At 62.7% G+C, this 19,412-nt stretch carries 21 protein-coding genes and 1 pseudogene; 9 read left to right on the top strand and 13 right to left on the bottom strand.

Features of this window, described 5'->3' with window-relative positions; all coding sequences use genetic code 11:
* Positions 1 to 16: 16 nt before the first annotated feature.
* Genes ACW9IN_RS09670 through ACW9IN_RS09660 form a run of 3 tightly spaced genes read left to right on the top strand, consistent with a single transcriptional unit; the run spans position 17 to position 2,628 of the window.
* Positions 17 to 1,564: a PAS domain-containing sensor histidine kinase gene (locus tag ACW9IN_RS09670; RefSeq protein ID WP_457365676.1), complete on the top strand. Its 1,548-nt coding sequence runs from the start codon at positions 17 to 19 to the stop codon at positions 1,562 to 1,564.
* Complete coding sequence (locus ACW9IN_RS09665; RefSeq protein WP_457365675.1) at positions 1,564 to 1,935, top strand: response regulator transcription factor; 372 nt, start codon at positions 1,564 to 1,566, stop codon at positions 1,933 to 1,935. The genes ACW9IN_RS09670 and ACW9IN_RS09665 overlap by 1 nt, the downstream gene beginning before the upstream one ends.
* Before the next feature lie 27 nt (positions 1,936 to 1,962).
* Entirely contained in the window at positions 1,963 to 2,628 is a 666-nt protein-coding gene (locus ACW9IN_RS09660) for a response regulator transcription factor (protein ID WP_457365674.1), read from the top strand.
* Between the two features lies 1 nt (position 2,629).
* Here the strand turns inward: ACW9IN_RS09660 and ACW9IN_RS09655 are convergent, their stop codons facing one another.
* The 9 genes from ACW9IN_RS09655 to ACW9IN_RS09615 all read right to left on the bottom strand — a co-directional run bounded on the left by ACW9IN_RS09655 (position 2,630) and on the right by ACW9IN_RS09615 (position 11,373).
* Positions 2,630 to 3,838 (bottom strand): cytochrome c biogenesis protein DipZ, encoded by a 1,209-nt coding sequence (locus ACW9IN_RS09655; protein WP_457365673.1) that lies wholly within the window; start codon positions 3,836 to 3,838, stop codon positions 2,630 to 2,632.
* A gap of 31 nt (positions 3,839 to 3,869) precedes the next feature.
* Positions 3,870 to 4,082 carry a hypothetical protein gene (locus ACW9IN_RS09650; protein WP_457365672.1) on the bottom strand — a complete coding sequence of 71 codons (213 nt, stop codon included), beginning with the start codon at positions 4,080 to 4,082 and terminating at the stop codon, positions 3,870 to 3,872.
* Positions 4,083 to 4,125: 43 nt separating this feature from the next.
* The gene (locus ACW9IN_RS09645; protein ID WP_457365671.1) at positions 4,126 to 4,386 is read right to left on the bottom strand and encodes a DUF2790 domain-containing protein; all 261 of its coding nucleotides are present in this window, start codon (positions 4,384 to 4,386) and stop codon (positions 4,126 to 4,128) included.
* A 199-nt stretch (positions 4,387 to 4,585) separates the two neighbouring features.
* A complete protein-coding gene (locus ACW9IN_RS09640) occupies positions 4,586 to 5,794 on the bottom strand; it encodes a pyridoxal phosphate-dependent aminotransferase (protein ID WP_457365670.1) in 1,209 nt (402 codons plus the stop codon).
* The gene (locus ACW9IN_RS09635) at positions 5,791 to 6,456 is read right to left on the bottom strand and encodes an RraA family protein (protein ID WP_457365669.1); all 666 of its coding nucleotides are present in this window, start codon (positions 6,454 to 6,456) and stop codon (positions 5,791 to 5,793) included. Before ACW9IN_RS09635 ends, ACW9IN_RS09640 begins: the two co-directional genes overlap by 4 nt.
* On the bottom strand, positions 6,453 to 7,136 hold the full coding sequence (locus ACW9IN_RS09630) for an RraA family protein (protein WP_457365668.1): 684 nt from the start codon (positions 7,134 to 7,136) through the stop codon (positions 6,453 to 6,455). The genes ACW9IN_RS09635 and ACW9IN_RS09630 overlap by 4 nt, the downstream gene beginning before the upstream one ends.
* 102 nt (positions 7,137 to 7,238) lie before the next feature.
* On the bottom strand, positions 7,239 to 8,918 hold the full coding sequence (locus tag ACW9IN_RS09625; protein WP_457365667.1) for a methyl-accepting chemotaxis protein: 1,680 nt from the start codon (positions 8,916 to 8,918) through the stop codon (positions 7,239 to 7,241).
* Between the two features lie 119 nt (positions 8,919 to 9,037).
* A complete protein-coding gene (locus tag ACW9IN_RS09620; RefSeq protein ID WP_457365666.1) occupies positions 9,038 to 9,868 on the bottom strand; it encodes an N-acetylmuramoyl-L-alanine amidase in 831 nt (276 codons plus the stop codon).
* 185 nt (positions 9,869 to 10,053) lie between these two features.
* Positions 10,054 to 11,373: a Na+/H+ antiporter family protein gene (locus ACW9IN_RS09615; protein ID WP_457365724.1), complete on the bottom strand. Its 1,320-nt coding sequence runs from the start codon at positions 11,371 to 11,373 to the stop codon at positions 10,054 to 10,056.
* 241 nt (positions 11,374 to 11,614) lie between these two features.
* On the opposite strand from ACW9IN_RS09615, the pseudogene ACW9IN_RS09610 reads away from it, so the two are divergent.
* A pseudogene (locus tag ACW9IN_RS09610) lies at positions 11,615 to 12,904 on the top strand (HAMP domain-containing protein); the annotation flags it as partial.
* A gap of 102 nt (positions 12,905 to 13,006) precedes the next feature.
* Positions 13,007 to 13,762, top strand: a complete 756-nt coding sequence (locus ACW9IN_RS09605) for a methyl-accepting chemotaxis protein (protein WP_457365723.1) — start codon at positions 13,007 to 13,009, stop codon at positions 13,760 to 13,762.
* 133 nt (positions 13,763 to 13,895) lie between these two features.
* On the opposite strand, the gene ACW9IN_RS09600 is transcribed toward ACW9IN_RS09605, so the two are convergent.
* From ACW9IN_RS09600 to ACW9IN_RS09585, 4 genes are read right to left on the bottom strand one after another with little or no spacing between them, the layout of a single operon-like run.
* The gene (locus tag ACW9IN_RS09600; protein WP_457365665.1) at positions 13,896 to 15,209 is read right to left on the bottom strand and encodes a sensor histidine kinase; all 1,314 of its coding nucleotides are present in this window, start codon (positions 15,207 to 15,209) and stop codon (positions 13,896 to 13,898) included.
* Positions 15,206 to 15,874: a response regulator transcription factor gene (locus ACW9IN_RS09595; protein WP_457365664.1), complete on the bottom strand. Its 669-nt coding sequence runs from the start codon at positions 15,872 to 15,874 to the stop codon at positions 15,206 to 15,208. Before ACW9IN_RS09595 ends, ACW9IN_RS09600 begins: the two co-directional genes overlap by 4 nt.
* Positions 15,874 to 16,185, bottom strand: coding sequence for a PepSY domain-containing protein (locus ACW9IN_RS09590; RefSeq protein WP_457365663.1), 312 nt, complete (start codon positions 16,183 to 16,185; stop codon positions 15,874 to 15,876). The genes ACW9IN_RS09595 and ACW9IN_RS09590 overlap by 1 nt, the downstream gene beginning before the upstream one ends.
* Complete coding sequence (locus tag ACW9IN_RS09585; RefSeq protein WP_457365662.1) at positions 16,185 to 16,487, bottom strand: PepSY domain-containing protein; 303 nt, start codon at positions 16,485 to 16,487, stop codon at positions 16,185 to 16,187. The genes ACW9IN_RS09590 and ACW9IN_RS09585 overlap by 1 nt, the downstream gene beginning before the upstream one ends.
* Positions 16,488 to 16,645: 158 nt before the next feature.
* Between ACW9IN_RS09585 and ACW9IN_RS09580 the strand changes: the two genes are divergently transcribed.
* The 4 genes from ACW9IN_RS09580 to ACW9IN_RS09565 all read left to right on the top strand — a co-directional run bounded on the left by ACW9IN_RS09580 (position 16,646) and on the right by ACW9IN_RS09565 (position 19,336).
* The gene (locus tag ACW9IN_RS09580) at positions 16,646 to 17,725 is read left to right on the top strand and encodes a patatin-like phospholipase family protein (RefSeq protein WP_457365661.1); all 1,080 of its coding nucleotides are present in this window, start codon (positions 16,646 to 16,648) and stop codon (positions 17,723 to 17,725) included.
* An 88-nt stretch (positions 17,726 to 17,813) separates the two neighbouring features.
* The gene (gene queD / locus ACW9IN_RS09575; protein ID WP_457365660.1) at positions 17,814 to 18,170 is read left to right on the top strand and encodes a 6-carboxytetrahydropterin synthase QueD; all 357 of its coding nucleotides are present in this window, start codon (positions 17,814 to 17,816) and stop codon (positions 18,168 to 18,170) included.
* Positions 18,171 to 18,262: 92 nt separating this feature from the next.
* The gene (locus ACW9IN_RS09570; protein ID WP_457365659.1) at positions 18,263 to 18,709 is read left to right on the top strand and encodes a GNAT family N-acetyltransferase; all 447 of its coding nucleotides are present in this window, start codon (positions 18,263 to 18,265) and stop codon (positions 18,707 to 18,709) included.
* 3 nt (positions 18,710 to 18,712) lie between these two features.
* Positions 18,713 to 19,336 carry an NUDIX hydrolase gene (locus ACW9IN_RS09565; RefSeq protein WP_457365658.1) on the top strand — a complete coding sequence of 208 codons (624 nt, stop codon included), beginning with the start codon at positions 18,713 to 18,715 and terminating at the stop codon, positions 19,334 to 19,336.
* Positions 19,337 to 19,412: the final 76 nt, after the last annotated feature.

The following is a 19,412-nucleotide window of genomic DNA, read 5'->3' as shown; positions in this document are numbered from 1 at the left end:
TAGATAGAGAAGCGGAATGTCGAATGAATTCGATCGCGTCGTCGATGCGCTGCCTGGCCTGGCGTTTACCACCCGGGAGGACGGCGGCGTCGACTGCGTCAACCAGTGCTGGTGCGCCTACACAGGGCACAGCGCACAGCAGGCCGCCGATGCGGGCTGGCTGTCGGCCGTGCATCCGGAAGACCTGCCCGGCACGGTCAACGCCTGGAAAGACGCGGTGCGCAGTGGCCAGCCCTATCGCAAGGAGCTGCGCCTGCAACAAGCGGACGGCACTTACCGCTGGTTCGTCAGCGACGGCAAACCGATGCGTGATGACCAAGGCACGATCCTGCGCTGGTGGGTGATCAGCGTGGACATCGACGAACAGAAGCGCGACAAAGCCCTGATCGCCCGTACGCTGGCCGAAGTCAGCGCCTCCCAGGACCGCCTGAACACCATCATCAATGCCATCCCCGGGTTTGTGTGGAGCGCCGCGCCCGATGGCAGCGTCAGTTTCGTCAACCAGCGCTGGTGCGATTTCACCGGCATGAGCCTGGACGAGGCGCGCGGAGACGGCTGGGCGCGCGCAGTGCACCCCGACGACGCCGAGCCCCTGGCCCAGCGCTGGGGTGCGTTGCTGCAAACCGGCGAAGCCGGAGAATACGAAACCCGGCTGCGCCGCTTCGACGGCGACTATCGCTGGTTTCTCGTGCGTGCGGTGCCGCAGCGCGATGCCTGGGGCGCGGTGACATGCTGGTATGGCGAGAACACCGATATCGAAGACCGCAAACGTGCCGAAATGCTCGCGGCCAGCAGCGCCATCGAGCATCGGTTATCGGAAGAAACCCTGAGCAAGGTGCGCTCGGAACTGGCGCACTTGGCGCGGGTGGCCAGCCTGAGCGCGGTGACCGCCTCGATTGCCCACGAAGTCAATCAGCCCCTGGCCGGCATCATCACCAATGCCAGTACCTGCCTGCGCATGCTGGGCGCCGACCCGCCGAATGTCAGCGGAGCCCTGGAAACCGCGCGGCGCACCATCCGCGATGGCAACCGTGCCGCCGATGTGATCAACCGGCTGCGCGCGTTGTTTTCGAAAAAAGACATCACCCTCGAAAACGTCGACCTGAACGAAGCCGTGCGGGAAGTCATCGCCATGCTGCTCAGCGAACTGCAGCGCAATGGCGTGACCCTGCACCCGGAACTTGCCGACCACCTGCCGCGGGTCAAGGCCGACCGCGTGCACGTGCAGCAAGTGATCCTCAACCTGATTCTGAATGCCACCGAGGCGATGAACACCATGACTGGCCGCGCGCGGCACCTGTACGTCACCACCGGCCTGGACGAACACCAGCACGTCTGCCTTGCCGTGAAGGACAACGGCTGCGGTTTCGACCCGCTGGACGCCGAGCGTCTGTTCACGGCGTTCTACACCACCAAGACCACCGGCATGGGCATTGGATTGTCCATCAGCCGCTCGATCATCGAGCAGCATGACGGGGCGCTGTGGGCCAGCCTCAATAACGGGGCTGGCGCCACGTTTCAATTCACCCTGCCCCCGGTGACCGATACCAGGGAGGGTATCTGATGGAAAAGCCATTGCTTGTCGCGGTCGTCGATGATGACGAGTCGGTACGCGAGTCCCTGCCGGACCTGCTCAATGAGTTCGGGTTTGCGGTCCAGGCGTTTTCTTCGGCGCGAGCCTTTCTGGCATCGCCCGATGTGGCCGACACCCGCTGCCTGATCCTCGATGTGGCGATGCCGGGCATGTCCGGCCCGGAACTGCACAAGACCCTCAAGCTGCACGGCCATGCCATCCCCGTGATTTTCATCACGGCCCAGGGCGATGCCGGCGAGCGGCAGAAACTGATGCGCCATGGCGCGGTGGACTGCCTGATGAAACCGTTCAGCGAAGCCCAGTTGCTCAAAGCGCTGAGCGCGGCGCTTCCGCTGGACTGAGCGGGCCCATTTGAAGGAGCTATCCTGATGCATTCGACCCACTTGATCGTCCCTGCACGCAGAGCCGCGCCCATGACCGAACCCCTGCCGATCGTATTCGTTGTCGACGATGATGTTTCCGTACGCGAATCCCTGGAGCTGCTGATACGGTTTTCGCAGTGGCAGCCTCAACTGTTCGAATCGGCCCAGGCCTTTCTCGGCCAGCCGCGCAGCGCCGTGCCCAGCTGCCTGGTGCTGGACATCAACCTGCCCGACCTCAACGGCCTGGATTTGCAGGCCGCCATCGCCCGGGAACGTCCCGACACACCGATCATCTTCATCACCGGCTACGGTGACATCCCGCTGACGGTGCGCGCGATGAAAGCCGGGGCCGTGGAGTTCCTGACCAAACCCTTCAATGACGACGTGCTGCTCGCCGCCATTGCCAACGCGCTGGAAAAAAGCCGTGCCTTGCTGGATCAGGAAGATCAACTGCGTACCCTGCGGGCCGCCTACGCAACCCTGACGCCACGGGAGCAGGAAGTGATGGCCAGGGTTGTCGCAGGGCAAATGAACAAGGTGATTGCCTGCGACCTGGCCATCAGCGAGATCACCGTCAAGGCCCATCGCGGAAAAGCGATGCGCAAAATGAAGGCCCGCTCATTGGCGGGCCTGGTCAAGATGGCGGCGTTGCTGGCAACGCCGCTGCATTGAGTCACTGCGAAGCCTTGGCCTCATTCAACAGCGTCTGGATCATCTGCTCCTGAGCCTCGTAGCGGCCTTCGCCAAAGTGGGTGTAACGCACTTGCCCCTTGGCATCGACCAGGTAATGGGCTGGCCAGTACTGGTTATCGAAGTTGCGCCAGATCGCATAGTTGTTGTCGATGGCCACCGGGTAAGTGATGCCCAGCTTGCGTACCTGGTCCTTGACGTTGCCGATGATGCGCTCATAGCCGTATTCCGGGGTATGCACGCCGATCACCACCAGGCCGTCCTTCTCGTACTTCTTCGCCCACTGCTTCACGTAGGGCAAGGTGTGCTGGCAGTTGATGCAGTCGTAGGTCCAGAAGTCCACCAGCACCACTTTGCCCTTCAGGGATTCACGGGTGAGTTCCGGTGAGTTGAGCCATTCGACCGCGCCGGCCAGCGACGGCATGGCGCCCTTGGCGTTGTCCTGCGCCGGATCGGCCTTGACCTTGCTCACCACGTAATCCACCACTTTGGGGACGTTTTCCAGCACGCCTTTTTCCAGGCTGCTGACGCCTTCGGACGAGGTACCGGCCAGCAGGGTCTTGTCTGCGCCGGTGGAAATCACCACTGCCGCCGCGAGTACCGCCACCCCTGCCCCACGGCGCAACCAGCCGGTAACCGGAATCGACGCCTTGAGCCGGTTGACCAGGCCACGCCCGGCGAAGATCAAGGTGCCCAGGGACAACGCGCTGCCCAGGCCGTACGCCACCAGCAGCAGGCTGGTCTGCGCATTGGCGCCTTGCAGCATCGCGCCCGTGAGGATCACTCCCAGGATCGGCCCGGCGCACGGCGCCCAGAGCAAGCCGGTGGCGACGCCGATCAGCAACGATTTCAGTGGGCCGGACAGCGTGCGGCTGTCGGGGTCGATGCGGTTGCCCAGCAGCACGAACGGGCGTGCCAGCCAGCTGCCGACCCGTGCCGAGATCAACGACAGCGCAAACAGCACCATCACGATCAGCGCCACATGGCGGCCGGTGTTATTGGCCTGTATCACCCATTCACTGCTGACCACCGCCAGGCTGGAGATCAGCGCAAAGGTGAGGACCATGCCACCGAGGGTCAGCAGGATCGAACTGCGGGTACGGTCGACGCCGGCGAACAAAAACGGCACCACCGGCAGGATGCAAGGGCTGAGGACGGTCAGGATGCCGCCCAGGAATGCGATGAGTAGCATGATGTTCACCTTATCGATCAGAAAGACGGCCTCAGGCCGTCTGGTTGTCCAGTGCTTGACCGAGCGGCGTGCGACGGCTGCCGTCCTCGACCAGCAAGTCTTGGCCAGCGGCCTGGTTGACCGGCGTCAGCTGGAAGCAGGTGCTGGCGGAGCAGCTGCTTTTTTCCACGGCGGCGTTGGCGTGCACGGCGGTGCCGGCAAGGGCGAAGGCGGTAGCGGTCAGAAAACGAGTCAGGTGGTTCATGGCGGTTTTTCCTGTATCAAAAAAGGGAGGATGGGTGAGGCACTCAGTTGTCGCCGACGCAGCCGTCACCGAACTTGAGGTAATCGAGCACTTGGGTGTTGTCATGGGAGTCCAGGTAGGTCATCCGGGCATTCACCACACCGCAGACCGTCTTGGATTCCTGGCTCATCGACACCACGCGCTTGATGTCCAGGTGAGTGCCGTAGTTGTAGGTCTGTGGGGTGACGGCTTCGGCACGGGCCGACAAGGTGCAGACGTTCAGGGCAGCGAACAGGCAGGCGGCGTAGATGGCTTTGGTGTTCATGGCGATGATCTCCGGGCTTCAGGGTTGGAGGCGGTGTGCCTCGTTGGAAGCCATTAAAAGCCCCGGAGGTATCGCGCCTGTGTCGAAAAAGCCCGTGGGTAAATCGGTACGTATCCACAGCCCCCGTCGATACACAGCGATACAAAAAGCCCGAGGGACAACCCGGATCCGCCAACCGTGGTTGTCCCTCGACGACGCTCTAGCAGGTCGCCTCGCAAAACCGGCGAATCGCTGCACAAGCCTCGCCCAGCGAGTCGTCATCCAGCGCATAGGCAATGCGCAGGTACGGCGCCAGGCCGAAGGCAGTGCCCGGCACCACCGCCACGTTGGCCTCTTCGAGCAAGGCCTGGGCCACGTCTTCATCGGTGTGCAACAACGTGCCGGCAGGCGTGGTACGCCCGAGCAGGCCGGCGCAGGACGCAAAGGCATAGAAAGCGCCGGAGGGCGTCAAGCACGCCAGTCCCGGGGTGGCATTGAGCGCGGCCACCAGCCGGTCGCGGCGCTGTTCGAAGACGGCCCGCGACTGCTGGATAAAGTCCTGCGGGCCATTGAGCGCCGCCAGCGCCGCTTGCTGGGAAATCGCGCTGGCCCCCGAGGTCTGCTGACCCTGGAGTTTTTCCATGGCCGCCAGCAACCAGCGCGGCCCGGTGGCAAAACCGATGCGCCAGCCGGTCATGGCATAGGCCTTGGACACGCCGTTCATGGTCAGCACCCGCGACATCAGCCGGGGCTCGACCTGCGCCAGGGTGTGAAAGGCCTGGCCGTCGAACAGCAGGTGTTCGTAGATGTCGTCGGCCAGCACCAGCACGTGGGGATGGGCGAGCAGTACGTCCGCCAACCCGCGCAGTTCGTGCCGGCTGTACACCGCGCCGGTGGGGTTGGAGGGTGAGTTGAGGATCAGCCAACGGGTGTTGAGGGTGATCGCCCGGTCAAGGGCGGCCGGCGTCAGCTTGAAACTGTCCTCGGCGCCGCATGCCACGACCTTCGACGTACCGCCGCACAGCTCGACCATTTCCGGGTAGCTGACCCAATACGGCGCGGGCACGATGACTTCGTCCCCTTCGTTGAGGGTGGCGGCCAGGGCGTTGTAGATCACATGCTTGCCGCCATTGATGACCATCGTGTCTTGCCAGGTCACCTCCAGGCCGTTCTCACGGCGGAACTTCTGCGCCACCGCTTCACGCAGGGCACGCACGCCGGCCACCTGGGTGTAGCGTGTGTGGCCGTTGCGGATCGCATCAATACCGGCCTGGCGGATGTGCTCCGGGGTGTCGAAATCCGGCTCGCCGGCACACAGCGAGATGATCGTTGCGCCCTCGGCACGACGCTCGGCCACGCGGTCGATGATGCGGTAAGTCGCCGAAGGCCGGGCCTGGGCCAGACGTGTGTTCAGCCGTTGAATGTTCACGAGCCTTTCCTTTGCAGTGTGTGATAACCGAGGGTTTCGCGGGCTTGCTTGAGGGTCTTGCCTGCCTCGATCAGTGCGCGGATCTGCGCTTCGACGGCTTCGATCTGCCGGGCGACCCGAGCCACTTCGGCGGCGCGGGCGCGGGGCACTACCAGCACGCCATTGGCGTCGGCCACGACGATGTCCCGCGAGCACACGCGAACCTCGCTGATCGCCACTGGCTGGTTCACCGCCAGCACTTCCACACGGTCCTTGCCGGTGCGCATGTAGCGGCCCTTGGTGAACAACGGGTAGCCATCCCCCAGCGCCTTGCTGACATCGCGACAGACGCCGTCGATCACCGTGGCGGCAATGCCCCGCGCCCCGGCGTACTGGGTCATGATGTCGCCCCACACGGTGCAGTCGGTGCGGCCCGCGTTGGCGATCACCACCACATCCCCCGGCAGCACGTCCTCGATAAAGTCACCGACCGACCCCGGTGGCGTGTTGGCGGGCACGTATTGCACGGTAAACGCAGGCCCCACCACGGTGCCCCGGTAGTTATCCAGCGGCGCGATGCCCAGGCACTGGCCGGGGATGCCGAGCTTGTCCATGGCGTCGGAAACGCCGGGGGTGTCGAGCCCTTCGAACAGGGCGACGAGTTGCCGGTCTTCAAGGTTCATCGGGCAGGCTCCACGCGGATGGCATCGAATTGGCGGTCGTGCATCACCTCGGCCACCGAACGGCCGCTGCGTACGGCGTCGACCATGGCGGCTTCTCGCGCGGCGATGCGCTCGCCCAGGTCGAGCACCTGTTCGATCACGGCAGCAGGAATGAACACCGTGCCGCAGCGGTCGGCGATCACGTAGTCGTCTTGCGACACCTCGACGCCCGCCACGCTGATCGTGACGCCTGAGTCCACCTGCACCACGCGGTTGCGCGCGCTGACCATGGTCACGCCACGGCCATACACCGGGTAGCCGATGGCGGCGCTGCCGTCGATATCACGGCTGAACCCGTCGATCACCGAACCGCGGATGCCCTTGGCGACGGCGGCATTGGCGTTGATGTCGCCCCAGCAGGACACCCCGTCGATACCACCGGCGATCACCAGCACACGGTCATCCGTGGTGATGGCGTCGATCACCGGGGAAATCAGGTGCACGCCCGGGGCGGCATCGCTTTTGCGGGCAAGCTTGACCGTGCTGGCCCGGCCCACCACTTTGGGGCAATCCCACAGCGGGCGAATGCCCACGGCGGCACCGGGCAGTTGCAGGAAGTCCAGCGCATCGGACACCGTGTTGGTATCGAGTTCAGCCAGGCGCTGAAGCAGATTGGATAGTGGGAGGTTGGGAAGCGACATGACTTGAGCCCCTGTTGTGGTTGGGGCTCAAGTCTTACCGAGGGGGTGTGATAGGTATATTCGTATTAACGTTAGGCAACCATATGTTTGACCTATGACGCATCAGATGCGGAATTGACCCACCAGTTGCCCCAGCCGTTGGCCCAGGTCCGACAGGCTGCGGGAGGTCTGGGCGCCCAACTGGGTTTCATCCGCCACGCTGTCCACCGCGACGGCGATCTGATGCACGCTGCGGTTGATCTCTTCGGCCACGGCGGTCTGCTCCTCGGCGGCGCTGGCGATCTGCGCGTTCATCGAATTGATGGTGCCGATCAGTTGCGCCATGGTGTCCAGCGAGACCCCGGCTTCGTTGGCCCGGACCGAGGTGCCGTCGCCGGCATCGCTGGAGCGGCGCATGGCGTCCACAGCGGCCTCGGTGCCTTTTTGCAGGCGGTCGATCATGCCCTGGATTTCCTGGGTGCTGCTTTGGGTCCGGCTGGCCAGGGCGCGAACTTCGTCGGCCACCACCGCGAACCCACGGCCCGCCTCCCCTGCCCGAGCCGCCTCGATGGCCGCGTTGAGCGCCAACAGGTTGGTCTGTTCGGCGATCGAGCGGATCACCCCCAGTACGCTGACAATCGACGAGACGTCCTGTTGCAGGCTATCGAGGGACACGCCGCTGCTGCGGATATCGTTCACCAGCGCATGGATCTGCGCGATGCTGCCGTCCACCACGCGCTTGGCGGCCTGGCCTTCGGTGTCGGTCTGTTGCGCGGCCACGGCGGCGCCCTGGGCGCTGCGCGCGACTTCATGGGCGGCGGAGGACATCTGGTTGATCGCGGTGGCCACCTGGTCGGTCTCGTGGCGCTGACGCTCCATGGCCTGTTCGGAACGCTGGGCCTGCTCGGACACCTGGCTGACCAGCCCGGTAAGCTGGGCGGTCATTTCGGTGATCTGGCGCACCAGGCCGTGGATCTTGTCGACAAAACGGTTGAACGCACCCGCCAGATCGCCCAGTTCGTCCTGACTGGTGATGGCCAGGCGGCGGGTCAGGTCGCCTTCGCCGGCGGCGATGTCATCGAGGTTGGCTTTCATCAGATTCAGCGGACGCAAAATGGTATTGGCCACCACCATGCCCACGGCGGCAATCACCAGCAGCACTACCACGGCCACACCGAGGATGCTCAGCAACACGCCTTCCATGCGCTTCTCGACCTTGGCCTCCACCACCGCCACCTGGGCTTCGATGCCATCGAGGTTCACCGAGGTACCAATCACCATGTCCCACTTGGGCAGGTATTCGGTGTACCCGAGCTTGGGCACCAGTTCGGTCTGGCCCGGCTGGGTCGAGCTGTATTGCAGGTAGTGGGTGCCGTCCTTGCCGACCTTGACCAGGTCGCGGTTGACGTACACGCCGTTGGGGTCGCGATTGTCCTTGAAGCTCTTGCCGACGCCGTCCGGGCTGTTGCCCTTGAACAGACGGATGGTCTCGGAGTCGTAGCCGAAGAAGTAGCCGTCCTTGCCGTAGCTGGTGTTCGACAACAGCTTGACCACCTGGGCCCGCGCCGCCGTGTCGCCAGGGGCGGCGGCGTCATACAGCGGCTTGATGGTACTCATGGCCACTTCCACATAACTTTGCAGGGTAGCCTTGGCGTCGTTGAGCAGACGCTGGCGGGTTTCCTCCACCTCGTTATGGGCTTGCTCGCGCAGGATCCACACCGTGGTCAGGCTGATCACCAGGGCAAACAGCAACACCGGCACAACGGCGAGGGACAGGACTTTGGCCTTCAGGCTCAGACGCATGGCTTTTCTCTCTTATTAGTTGCGGCATAAGAGGTTAACGGCCAATTGCAGGGTTTCTGTAGGGTTCAAACGACCTATGGCAAACGAGCCGGCTGTTCATTCTCGGGAAGCCTCGGACTTCAGGGGTAATACTTTTCCACCAGGGCCAATGCAATCGCCTCGGTCTCGGCGTCGGGGATACCCGAGATATCCGCAGGCCGAAAATGCATCTGGAACGCCCGTATGACTTGCCGGGTTTCCTCGTCCAGCAGGCCGGTTTGGGGAATCGTGTAGCCATACGCGGCAAGCGCTCGTTGCACAACGTTCACTTCCACCGATCCGGATTCAGGACGTCCGGCCAGATGTTTGTGTACCGTCGCTGCGTCTGGCCATGCGCCGATACCTTGTTCGGAGAGAGCCTGCCAGGGAAACAGCGGCCCAGGGTCGGTTTTACGCAGAGGGGCAATGTCACTGTGACCCACAACGTTTTGTGGCTCGATGGCATAACGCTTGATCACATCCGCCGCGAGGCGCTTGACCAACTCCAACTGCGCGTCCGTATAGGGGAACCACACTGGTCCGGTCGGACCGTCAATAAAGCCGGCGTTGACAATTTCGATGCCGATGGAGGTGTCATTGAGATTGACACGATTTCCCCATTGACTGACGCCGGCATGCCAGGCCCGTTTCTCCTCCGGCACCAACTGTACGGCTACCGGTAGTTTGTGGTGTGTGGGTGGATGGCTGTAGGCGAGATAATGAGCGCTGGCGGTACCGTTGGTTAGCGCCGCAAGGGAGTTTTTGTCGTTGAAGACCGTGTAATGCAGCACTAAATAGCGAACCCGCTCGTTCTGGTTCGGGGAAGTGTGTGTGGTATCGATGGCGTAGCCGTTTTTTTCAATCAGGTTTTTCGAAGCCGTGACGCAGCCTGTCATCAACAAAATGGCTAAGAAAAGAGCGGATTTTTTCATCGGAGTAGCTCAACGTCGGGTGAGAAGCGCCGAAATATAAAGGACATCAACCACCCAACTTTCTCCCCCTATTGAATGCAGGCCAGTTTCAGAAATTCCCTGCAAAAGCTCCAATTTCTTCCGACAAGGCGGCGGCACAAACAGTCATCGCCGAACGATCACGACGGACGTGCCGGGCAAGTCGGCTAAAAAATCATCGCCGCCAACCAGCCGAAGGCCAGCAGCGGGAGGTTGTAGTGCAGAAACGTCGGCACCACGGTGTCCCAGATATGGTGGTGCTGGCCGTCGATATTCAGGCCCGAGGTGGGGCCGAGGGTGGAATCCGATGCGGGCGAACCGGCATCGCCCAGGGCACCGGCAGTGCCGACGATGCACACGATGGCCAGCGGACTGAAGCCCAGTTGCACACACAACGGCACGAAGATCGCCGCCAGGATCGGCACCGTGGAAAACGACGAACCGATGCCCATGGTCACCAGTAAGCCCACCAGCAGCATCAACAATGCGCCGATCCCACGGCTATGGCCGATGAAAGCCGCCGAGGCCTCCACCAGCGAACGCACGTCGCCGGTGGCCTTGAGCACTTCGGCAAAGCCCGACGAGGCGATCATGATGAAGCCGATCATCGCCATCATCTTCATGCCTTCAGTGAACAGGTCGTCGGTCTCGCGCCAGCGCACGATGCCTGACACCGAGAAGATCAGGAAGCCGGCCAGGGCACCGATGATCATCGAGTCCAGCCACAGCTGAATGATGAACGCCGAGGCAATCGCCAGACCGGCCACCAGCAGGGTCAGCGGGTTGTACTGCACCGCCACTTGTTCGACCCGCTCGATTTTCCCCAGGTCATACACGCGCTTCTTGCGATAACTGACAAACACCGCCACCAGCAGCCCCACCACCATGCCCAGTGCCGGCAGGCCCATGGCATGGGTGACGTTCACCTGGCTGACGTCCACGCCGCTCTTGGCCACGTTGGCCAGCAGGATCTGGTTGAGGAAGATATTGCCAAAGCCCACCGGCAGGAACATGTAGGGCGTGATCAGGCCGAACGTCATCACACAGGCGATCAGGCGCCGATCCAGTTGCAGCTTGGTCAGCACATACAACAGCGGCGGCACCAGCAACGGGATGAACGCGATATGGATCGGCAGAATGTTCTGTGAGGCAATCGCCACGGCCCACAACAGGCCGATCAACAGCCATTTGACGTGGCCTCCCCCGGTGGCTTCCTGGCGATCCACCAGCAGCAGTGCCTTGTCGGCCAACGCGTGGGCCAGACCGGACTTGGCAATGGCCACCGCGAAAGCGCCGAGTAATGCGTAGGACAACGCCACAGTGGCGCCGCCGCCCAACCCCCCATTGAAAGCCTTGAGCGTGGCCTCGATGCCCAGGCCACCGGTCAGGCCGCCCACCAGCGCGCCGACAATGATGGCGATGACCACATGCACGCGGGACAGGCTGAGTACCAGCATGGTGCCAACCGCGGCAATGACTGCGTTAATCATGGTTACCTCAAGCAAAAAACATAAAAGACAGGCACACCCGCGCCCGACGGCCAGGGCGTGGCAGCCAGCGTGCAGGCGTGAAGGAGGTCTTGTTAGAGGGCGCGCACTTTGCAGCAGGCACGGCCGCATGTCAAAAAACGGCGCCGTTTTCAGGTTTAAATTGAACGTTTGAATAAAGAAAGATCCAGCACGGCCGATACAGAGGCTCTCTGTGTTTTCAGGTTAAGGATGTTCCTCGATGTCCCTCAGACAGCTGTCCATTCAATGGAAAATCACCCTGCTCGCCGGCCTGTGCCTGCTGGGGATCGTGACCCTTTTGGTGGGGTTGTCGCTGTATCGCATGGATCAGAGTTCGGAGCAGGTCAAGGCGTCCAGCATGTTGATGCTCGACGAAGCCGCCCAGGCGCGCATCGAGGCCCAGGGTGAAGTGCAGGCGTTGGGTATTCGTCGCCAGTTCATGGATGCCTACCAGTACGGTCACGGTTTTGCCCGGCAGGTGCTGTTCCTGCGCGAACAGGCAGAAAAACGCTTCCTCGACGCCTTCGACACGCGCGAAGACCTGACCCGTCAGGTAAAAGCCGCATTGCAGGCCAACCCCGACCTGCTGGGCTTGTCGCTGGTGTTCGAAGCCAATGCGCTGGACGGCAAGGATGAACTGTTCGCCCATCAGCCAGAGCTGGGCAGCAACGACAAGGGCCGCTTTGCCCTGTACTGGTCGCAACCGACGCCGGGCACACTCACATCGATGGCGCTGCCGGAAAGCGACATGGCCGACACCCGCATCGGCCCCAGCGGCGAACCGGCCAATGCCTGGTTCACCTGCCCACGCAGCACCCTCAAACCGTGCGTGATCGAACCGTATTTTTATGTGATCGACGGGCAGAACGTACTGATGACCAGCATCGTGTTTCCGCTCAAGGCCAACGGCAAGGTCATCGCATCGCTGTCGGTGGACATCAACCTCAATAGCCTGCAGGCCGTAAGCCAACAGGCCAGCCAGAAACTCTACGACGGCCAGACCCTGGTCAGCATCCTCAGCCCCACCGGTCTGCTCGCCGGCTACAGCGCGGATGCCGGCAAGCTCAGCCAGCGCCTGGACCAGGTCGACAGCGTCAGCGGCGCACAACTGATCAGTGCCCTGGCCGGCAGCACACAAATCCGCAGCTTGCGCACGGACCATCAGCTCAAGGTGCTGGCGCCTTTCGCACCGATTCCCGAAGGCAAGGCCTGGGGTGTGTTGCTCGATGTACCCGAGCAGGTGCTGGTGGGCCCGGCCGAAGCGCTCAAGGCGCAGCTGGACGCCGACAATACCCGTGGCACGTTGCTCGAACTGAGCCTGGGGCTGCTGGCAGCCGTGGTCGGCCTGATCCTGGTGTGGTTGATGGCGCGCAGCGTGACCCGGCCGATCCTCGGCGTGGCGCGCATGCTCGAAGACATCGCCAGCGGCGAAGGCGACCTCACCCGCCGCCTGGCCTACGACAAGCGGGATGAACTGGGCCAGTTGGCCGGCTGGTTCAACCGTTTCCTCGACAAACTGCAACCGATCATCGCCCAGGTAAAACGCTCGGTGCAGGACGCCCGTGGCACGGCCGACCAGTCTGCCGCGATCGCCACTGAAACCAGCGCCGGCATGGAGCAGCAATACCGCCAGGTCGACCAAGTGGCCACGGCCTCCCATGAAATGAGCGCCACCGCCCAGGACGTGGCCCGCAGCGCGGCCCAGGCCGCCCAGGCGGCGCGGGATGCCGACCGGGCCACCCAGGATGGCTTGACCGTGATCGACCGCACCACCACCAACATCGGGCATCTGGCGGCCGACATGAGCACTGCCATGGCTCAGGTCGAAGGCCTGGCCGGCAACAGCGAGAAGATCGGTTCGGTGCTGGAAGTGATTCGCGGCATTGCCGAACAGACCAACCTGCTGGCCCTCAACGCCGCCATCGAAGCCGCTCGCGCCGGTGAGGCCGGACGCGGCTTCGCGGTGGTGGCCGACGAAGTGCGCAACCTGGCGCGGCGCACCCAGGAATCGGTGGAAGAAACCCGTCTGGTGATCGAGCAACTGCAAAGCGGCACCGAAGAGGTGGTCGACGCCATGGGCAACAGCTATCGCCAGGCCCAGGGCAGCGTCGAACAGGTCGGTCAGGCCGTGACCGCGCTGCGCCAGATCGGCGACGCCGTCACGGTGATCAGCGACATGAACCTGCAAATCGCCAGTGCCGCCGAAGAGCAGAGCGCGGTGGCCGAAGAGATCAACAACAATGTGGCGACGATTCGCGATGTAACCGAATCACTGTCCGGGCAGGCAAACGAATCGGCGCGGGTGAGCCAGGCATTGAACAGCCTGGCCAATCAACAGCAAGGGTTGATGGACCAGTTCAGGGTTTGAAGGTTGAAATGCAACCCCTGTGGAAACGGGCCTGCTCTGGGTGGGGCGGCCGGTTGTGGCAGATGGACTCGTTGTGGTGAGCAGGACGAGCTTGCTCACCACAAAAGGAATGTTCCCGACATACGAAGGGCTTCTAACGCTTGGGCAATTCGATCAACACCTTGAGGCCGCCCAGTTCACTTTCCTGCAACTGCAACACGCCGCCCCACACCTCGACGATATCGCGCACGATGCCCAACCCCAGGCCGTGCCCGTCGATCTGTTCGTCCAGGCGCGTCCCCCGGCTGAATACCTGGTCGCGCTGGGCCTCTGGAATGCCGGGGCCGTCGTCATCCACCGCCAGCAGGTAACTGTTTGACGTCTCGCTGACCGTCACACGCACCTCGGCGTCGGCCCACTTGCAGGCGTTGTCCAGCAGGTTGCCCAGCAGCTCCAGAAGATCCTCGCGGTCCCATGGCAATTGCAGGCCGGGGGCGACCTGGTGACTCAGGTCCAGATGCTCGCCGTGGATCATGTTGAGGGTGGCCAACAGGCCGGGCAGTTCCTTTTCACAGTCGAACAGCGCACCTGGCAGGGTTTCACCGGCCAGGCGAGCACGGTTGAGCTCTCGGTTGAGACGTTGTTGCACCTGCTCGAGCTGAGCACGCAACAGTTTGCTCAACTCGGGATGATCCTTGAGTGCGTCGCTGGAGGCCGCACTCAACAGCACCGCCAGCGGCGTCTTGAGGGCATGCCCGAGGTTGCCGAGGGCATTGCGCGAACGCTTGAGGCTGTCTTCGGTATGGGCCAGCAGGTGGTTGATCTGGGCCACCAACGGTTCCAGTTCCTGCGGTACCTGGGTGTCGAGCTGCGAGCGCTGACCCTGTTGCAACTGGGCAATCTGATTGCGCGCGGTCTCCAGCGGGCGCAACGCGCGGCGCACCGTGACCCGTTGCAGAATCAGCACCAGCAACAGCGCCGCCAGGCCGAGCACCAGGCCGATCTGGCGCATCAGGTGAAAACTTTCCCGCACCGGGGTGTAGTCCTGGGCCACGCTGATGGAAATCGAGCGACCGAATCGTTTGTAGTCCGCGCGCAACACCAGCAGTTGCTGGCCCTCCGGCCCCAACTGCAGGTTGCCCTTGATCCCGGCCTCGGGAAGCTGCGGCAGCTCTTGGTCCCACAGGGAACGGGAGCGCCAGTGGGTATCGGTAAAGTCGATTCGGAAATAGTGCCCCGAGAACGGTCGCTGGTAGGCCGGGGATAAACGTTGCTCGTCCAGCTGCATGCCATTGGGCCCGCGGACCATGGCCACCAGCAGGTTCTCGGCGTCATTGCGCAGCCCGGCTTCCAGGTAGCGCTGCAACCCGGCCTCGAACAACCAGAGGCTGGTTTGCGCCAGCACCACGCCGACGATCACCATCACACTGACCAGCCCCAGGCTCAGGCGCCGCTGAATCGACTTCATGGGGCGGCGGCACCAAACCGATAACCCTGGCCACGCCGGGTCTCGATCACGCTGCGGCCCAATTTGCGGCGCAGGTGGTTGACGTGAACCTCCAGCACATTGGAGTCGCGTTCGGTCTCGCCGTCATACAAGTGTTCGGCCAAGTGGCTTTTCGACAGGATTTGCTCAGGGTGCAGCATGAAATAGCGCAACAGCCGAAACTCGGCGGCGGTCAGCTGGATCTCGTCGCCTTCGCGCAACACGCACTGGCGTCCCTCATCCAGGTGCAACCCAGCGGCCTGCAGGGTGGGTTGATTGGCCTGGCCGTGGGAGCGGCGCAACAACGCCTGGACCCGCAGGTGCAGCTCTTCGGGGTGAAAGGGTTTGCTCAGGTAATCATCGGCGCCGGCCTTGAGCCCTTCGATGCGCTCGGCCCAAGAGTCGCGCGCGGTCAGAATCAGCACCGGGATGGCCAGGGCGGCAGCGCGCCATTGCGCGAGCACCTCAAGGCCGGGCAACCCGGGCAAACCGAGGTCGAGGATGATCAGGTCATAGGGCTCGCTGCGCCCCTGATACACCGCATCGCGCCCATCGGCCAGCCAGTCGACGGCATAGCCCTGGCGTTGCAGACCGGCCAGCAGTTCATCGGCAAGCGGTACGTTGTCTTCCACCAACAGCAGGCGCATCAGTCTTCCTCGTCTTTGATCAGCGCACCGGTGGCCGCGTCCAGCTTGATCTCGCGCACCACGCCTTCAACGGTCACCAGCTCCACTTCATAGGCGTACTGGCCATGTTTTTTCTCAAGCTCGGCTTCCAGCAAGCGCGACCCGGGATAACGGGCCATCGCCTGCTGCAACAGCTGCTCCAGCGGCAGGATCACACCCTGCTGGCGCAGTGTCAGCGCTTCATCCTGGTTGAGGTCGCGGGCCGCCAGGCTGGTACAGAACGCCAGCAGTACCCACGCCACCCGACTACCGGCGCGTAAATTTACTTTCATTACGATTCCTGATGATTCTTGAGAACCTGCCCGGTGAGCGCGTCCAATTCGACGTCCCACTCGATGCCGTTGGTATCCTCCAATTCGACTTCGTAGACATACTTGCCATAGGCTTCGTCCAGGTCGGTGTCCAACAGGGTCGAACCGGGGTGGAGGGCCAGGGCCGTGGCTTCCAGCTGATCGAAAGCGACAATTGTAACAGTGGCGGGCGCATCCAGTGGTTTATCTGGATCCATGGCCATGGCCGGGCTCGCCGTGAAAGCCATGATAGCGGCGGTGACCAGCGCTGTAAGGCGCTTCATGATGAGTCTCCATTTCCGGATGTTTTTCCTACGCCCGCCACAGTACTTGTCGCAACTTAACTGAAACTGAATTGCCACCATGGCAATTCCAGCCAGGGCTTTTCCCCACACTTCGCTGGATTTTCTATACTGCCCCGCTTGCTAGAACAGAGACCGGTATGACAGCCATTCACATCAAGTTTCCCGCCCTGACCCTCAAGGCCGGCAAACGCGCATTCACACGGATTCGTGACCAAGGCCTGGCGCCAGCGGATGTCGGCATCCTTCCCGGTGCGGCGGGCGGCCCAAAAGCGCTGGGCATCCAGGGCCTGGACCTGGCGCTGTTCGGCGACTGGTTGCCGCGTGCCCCGCGCGAACGTGCGCTGATCGGCGCGTCCATCGGCTCCTGGCGCTTCGCCAGTGCCTGCCTGCCCGACCCGGTGCAGGGCCTGCTGGACCTTGGCCGCCTGTACAACGAGCAAAGCTTTGCCAAGGGCGTGACCATGGCCGAAGTCAGCCAGAGCTGCCAGCGCATGCTCGATGACCTGCTGGCGGGCCGCGACGCGCGCATCCTCGACAATGCCAGCTATCGCCTGAACATCATGGTGGTCAAGAGCCATGGCCGACTCGCCGATGATCATCGCGGGCGACTGGGCCTGGGCCTGTCGTCAGTAATTGCCGACAACCTGCGTGGCCGCGCGCGCCTGTCGCGGCACTTCGAGCGGCTGATCATCCATGACCCGCGCCAGGCGCCACCGGTGCATCCGTTGACGGATTTTCCGTCGCGCTTCCTCGCGCTGGAACTGGGCAATCTGCGCCAGGCGTTGCTGGCTTCGGGCTCGATTCCCATGGTGATGCAGGGCGTGCGCGACCTGCCGGGTGCCGGTGAGGGCACCTACCGTGATGGCGGCTTGCTGGACTACCACCTCGACCTGCCCTACCACGGCGATGACATTGTGCTGTACCCGCACTTCACCGATCGGGTCATCCCCGGCTGGTTCGACAAGGGGCTACCGTGGCGGCGCAGCAATCAACAGGGTTTGCAGGATGTGCTGCTACTGGCGCCATCCCGGGACTACCTGGCCCGCCTGCCCCATGGCAAATTGCCGGACCGCAGTGATTTCAAACGATTCATGGGCGACGACCCAAGCCGCAATAAATACTGGCAAACCGCAATGAGCGAGAGTCGGCGGTTGGGCGATGAGTTCCTGGAACTGGCGGATAACGGCACATTGGGCGAACGTTTGCAGGCGCTTTGATGCAAGGCGACAGAGAGACGGTATGCGCGGTGAGGGATCATGCTGTTAAACTCGCCGCCTGCCAGATACCAACCGAGCTGAAAACACTGTGGAAATCTTCAAGGAATTTACATTCGAATCCGCCCACCGCCTGCCCCACGTACCGGAAGGCCACAAATGCGGGCGCCTGCACGGGCATTCGTTCAAGGTGGCGATTCACCTGAGCGGCGAGCTGGATCCCCATACCGGCTGGATTCGCGATTTCTCGGAGATCAAGGCGATTTTCAAGCCACTCTACGAACGCCTCGACCACAACTATCTCAATGACATTCCGGGCCTGGAAAATCCCACCAGCGAAGTGCTGGCCAAGTGGATCTGGACTGAACTCAAACCCCTGCTGCCGGAGCTCAGCGCGATTCGCATCCACGAGACCTGCACCAGCGGTTGCATCTATCGCGGGGAGTAAGCCCGCGCCAGGAAAAAACCACCCGAGCGGTGGTTTTTTTGTGCCTGGCTCCCTTACAGTCTTGGCTTCTTGCCCACAAGGAGCACGACGCCATGATGCGCCCCGCTACCCCTCAGGATGTTGCCGCCATCGAAGCCATCGTCCAGGCGGCCTACTCGCCCTACATCGAGCGGATGGGCCGTCAACCCGGGCCAATGCTGGAAGATTACCGCCAGTTGGTACAAGCCGGTGGCGTACATGTACTGGAACAGGCCGGGCAGGTTCAGGGCTTTATCGTTCTGCTGGATGCCGACGGCGCGTTGTTGCTGGATAACCTGGCCGTTGCCCCCCACGCCCAGGGCCTGGGCTATGGACGCCTGCTGATGGACTTCGCCGAACGACAGGCGACTGACGCTGGCCTGACCGCCCTTCGCCTGTACACCCATGAAACCATGACCGAAAACATCACCCTGTACAGCCGCCGCGGTTATGTCGAAACCCACCGGGCCGAAGAACATGGCTTGCGTCGCGTGTACATGACCAAACGACTCAAGGAGTAGCCCATGGAAAGTACCTGGCTGGCCCAGGCCAAGCGCTTGCAGGCCCTGGCTTCCACCGGCCTGCACTTCTGCACCGATGACTTCGAGCGTGAACGCCTGGAAGAAATTGCCGAGATCGCCCACCGCATGCTCGCGCAACTGGGCAATGTGCCGCTGGAGCGCATCACCGGCCTGGTGCCGGACTTTGCCCAACGTTACTCGACACCCATGATCGATGTGCGTGGCGCAGTGATCGAGGGCGACCGGATCCTGCTGGTACGAGAGCTGACCGATGGCTGCTGGGCGCTGCCTGGTGGTTATGCGGATATCGGCTTGTCGGCAGCGGAAAACATCGTCAAGGAGATACGCGAGGAAGCCGGGTTGACCGTCACCGCACGAGCGCTGTACAGCGTCACCCACAAGGCCAAGGGCTTGTACCGACCGGATGTGCGGGACTTCTATAAGCTATATTTCCTGTGCGAACGGGTGGACCAACTGGCACCGGTGGCCGGGTTCGAAACCACCGAGGTCGGTTTTTTCAGCCTGGACAACCTGCCGCCGCTATCCCGCGGGCGCACCATCGAAAGCGATCTGGAAGCGGCCTTCGCATTCCATCGCGGCGAAACCACCCACACCGTGTTCGACTGATTCAGTGTCCAGGACATCGCGACTGCTGATGGCCTGGCGACTGTCTGCCGGATTGTCTTGAGCCAAGAGGAGCTTG

The organism is Pseudomonas sp. SDO5271_S396 (assembly GCF_054071795.1).
The sequence above is the reverse complement of the archived record's forward strand: the minus strand, read 5'-3'. Positions and strand labels throughout refer to the sequence as shown.

Coding starts and splice junctions, on each gene's coding strand:
- ACW9IN_RS09670 (WP_457365676.1), top strand. CDS start 17: ATGTCGAATGAATTCGATCGCGTCGTCGATGCGCTGCCTGGCCTGGCG.
- ACW9IN_RS09665 (WP_457365675.1), top strand. CDS start 1,564: ATGGAAAAGCCATTGCTTGTCGCGGTCGTCGATGATGACGAGTCGGTA.
- ACW9IN_RS09660 (WP_457365674.1), top strand. CDS start 1,963: ATGCATTCGACCCACTTGATCGTCCCTGCACGCAGAGCCGCGCCCATG.
- ACW9IN_RS09655 (WP_457365673.1), bottom strand. CDS start 3,838: ATGCTACTCATCGCATTCCTGGGCGGCATCCTGACCGTCCTCAGCCCT.
- ACW9IN_RS09650 (WP_457365672.1), bottom strand. CDS start 4,082: ATGAACCACCTGACTCGTTTTCTGACCGCTACCGCCTTCGCCCTTGCC.
- ACW9IN_RS09645 (WP_457365671.1), bottom strand. CDS start 4,386: ATGAACACCAAAGCCATCTACGCCGCCTGCCTGTTCGCTGCCCTGAAC.
- ACW9IN_RS09635 (WP_457365669.1), bottom strand. CDS start 6,456: ATGAACCTTGAAGACCGGCAACTCGTCGCCCTGTTCGAAGGGCTCGAC.
- ACW9IN_RS09630 (WP_457365668.1), bottom strand. CDS start 7,136: ATGTCGCTTCCCAACCTCCCACTATCCAATCTGCTTCAGCGCCTGGCT.
- ACW9IN_RS09625 (WP_457365667.1), bottom strand. CDS start 8,918: ATGCGTCTGAGCCTGAAGGCCAAAGTCCTGTCCCTCGCCGTTGTGCCG.
- ACW9IN_RS09620 (WP_457365666.1), bottom strand. CDS start 9,868: ATGAAAAAATCCGCTCTTTTCTTAGCCATTTTGTTGATGACAGGCTGC.
- ACW9IN_RS09605 (WP_457365723.1), top strand. CDS start 13,007: ATGGAGCAGCAATACCGCCAGGTCGACCAAGTGGCCACGGCCTCCCAT.
- ACW9IN_RS09600 (WP_457365665.1), bottom strand. CDS start 15,209: ATGAAGTCGATTCAGCGGCGCCTGAGCCTGGGGCTGGTCAGTGTGATG.
- ACW9IN_RS09595 (WP_457365664.1), bottom strand. CDS start 15,874: ATGCGCCTGCTGTTGGTGGAAGACAACGTACCGCTTGCCGATGAACTG.
- ACW9IN_RS09590 (WP_457365663.1), bottom strand. CDS start 16,185: ATGAAAGTAAATTTACGCGCCGGTAGTCGGGTGGCGTGGGTACTGCTG.
- ACW9IN_RS09585 (WP_457365662.1), bottom strand. CDS start 16,487: ATGAAGCGCCTTACAGCGCTGGTCACCGCCGCTATCATGGCTTTCACG.
- ACW9IN_RS09580 (WP_457365661.1), top strand. CDS start 16,646: ATGACAGCCATTCACATCAAGTTTCCCGCCCTGACCCTCAAGGCCGGC.
- ACW9IN_RS09570 (WP_457365659.1), top strand. CDS start 18,263: ATGATGCGCCCCGCTACCCCTCAGGATGTTGCCGCCATCGAAGCCATC.
- ACW9IN_RS09565 (WP_457365658.1), top strand. CDS start 18,713: ATGGAAAGTACCTGGCTGGCCCAGGCCAAGCGCTTGCAGGCCCTGGCT.